The following is a 1,747-nucleotide window of genomic DNA, read 5'->3' on the forward strand; positions in this document are numbered from 1 at the left end:
TTGACACTCCGCACGACTAAAGTCGTGGGATTCTTGCTTCAGCGACCACTACATTGCTACGAAAGCTTTAGTTTTACACGGTCTCCACAAGCGTAAATTCCCGTATGTCCTACGGTACTGATATGTTTTAGGCTACTGAAAGCCCTTTCTTTAGGATATTTATGCTTGCATTGGTGTCCCTGTCGTGCGTTGTATGGCACACCGGACACTCCCATTTACGGATTGCAAGATTTCTTACCAATGGGTTCCTGTATCCACAACAAGAACAGGTCTGACTGCTTGGGTACATAGTCGGTACTTTAACGATGTCATTTCCATACCATGCAGCCTTGTATTCAAGCATTGTAAAGAACTTTGACCATGATACGCTTGCTATGGATTTCGCAAGTTTATGATTACGAACCATGCCTTTTACATTCAAGTCCTCTATGCAGATAGTTTGGTTTTCACTAACAAGCATAGTTGACTGTTTCTGCAAAAAGTCATTCCGCTGGTTTGTAATCTTCTCATGTACCTTGGCAACTTTGATACGCTGTTTATTGCGGTTATTTGAGCCTTTTTGCTTACGGGATAGCCTGCGTTGCTCACGGATGAGCTTACGCTGCGACTTCTCCAGATACTTAGGATTGTTTACAGTATTCCCGTTGCTGTCGGAGTAAAATTCCTTGATGCCTACATCAATGCCGACCATACATCCGGCATTCGGACGAAACTCCGGCTCAAAGTCAACATTCAGGACAACAAAGTATTTGCCTGTCGGAGTACGTTCTACCGTGACATTATTGATATGCCCAACTTCCATAGACTGCTTGATTTTGACATATCCAAGTTTCGGGAGCTTGATATATTTACTAACAATGCGGATGTTATCGCCTTGGTTGAGGGTTCTGTATGACTGATGGTTATTGTGCTTGCTCTTGAACTGCGGATGCCTTGCGCGCTTTTCAAAGAAGTTTTTAAAGCCACGGTCTAAATCCCTTAATGACTGTTGAAGCGCAATAGAATCAACGTCTTTCAGAAAAGCAAAGCCATCCTGCTTTTTAAGGTCTGTAAGCATTGCAGAGGTCTGGTTATAGCCGATTTTCTGACCTCTGCCGAATGCATCGCTGCGCATGGCAAGACCTTTGTTGTAGATGAATCTGCAACATCCAAGCGTCTGATTTATTAAGTTTTGTTGCTGTTTATTGGGATATGCCCTAAACTTAATACCTTTTTGCATACTGTCACCTACGGTCTTGTTTTTTGGGTATCAACGTACCATTGGATGGTTTCAGAGCTTACATTGCCCGCCGTGCTGACAAAATAGCTTCGTGTCCAGAGACTTGGCATGGCTTTAAGCCGTGGAAACTCTTCCCTTAGTTTTAGGGATGTGGCGCCCTTGATTTGCTTCATGATGTTTGGAATGCTCATAGTTGGTAATACGCTAACAAAAATATGAACATGGTCTATATGGCATTCTAAAGCAAGAATTTCAATACCGCATTTATCACATTCGGCTATGGTCAGTTCCTTAAACCGTTGTTCTACTCCCGGAATATTGAATATTTTTCTCCTGTACCGTGGGCAGAATACAAAATGATAGTTAATCAGCGATACTGTTGTTTTAGTGTGCTTATATTCGTTTTTCATGAGTATATGGTATCACATTTGTAGATGATAGTCAAATTTATATCTACAATTAAAGAGGGCGCGGGCTATCATCCTCACGGTTGAAACCGTGGGTTTTCCCGCCCGCAATGGGTTATAA

The 1,747-nt window shown here is 42.3% G+C and carries 2 protein-coding genes; both read right to left on the reverse strand.

The features are described 5' to 3' along the window. Nucleotides 1-127 precede the first annotated feature (127 nt). Entirely contained in the window at nucleotides 128-1,219 is a 1,092-nt protein-coding gene (tnpB, locus tag FYJ39_RS20325) for an IS200/IS605 family element RNA-guided endonuclease TnpB (RefSeq protein ID WP_154474116.1), read from the reverse strand. A gap of 8 nt (nucleotides 1,220-1,227) precedes the next feature. Further along, nucleotides 1,228-1,629: an IS200/IS605 family transposase gene (tnpA, locus tag FYJ39_RS20330; RefSeq protein WP_154474117.1), complete on the reverse strand. Its 402-nt coding sequence runs from the start codon at nucleotides 1,627-1,629 to the stop codon at nucleotides 1,228-1,230. Nucleotides 1,630-1,747: the final 118 nt, after the last annotated feature.

The sequence above is a fragment of the Clostridium porci genome (genome assembly GCF_009696375.1).
Lineage (GTDB): Bacteria > Bacillota > Clostridia > Lachnospirales > Lachnospiraceae > Enterocloster > Enterocloster porci.

Excerpts from the sequence above, each read along its gene's own strand:
- tnpA (WP_154474117.1), bottom strand. The coding sequence starts at position 1,629 with ATGAAAAACGAATATAAGCACACTAAAACAACAGTATCGCTGATTAAC.
- tnpB (WP_154474116.1), bottom strand. The coding sequence starts at position 1,219 with ATGCAAAAAGGTATTAAGTTTAGGGCATATCCCAATAAACAGCAACAA.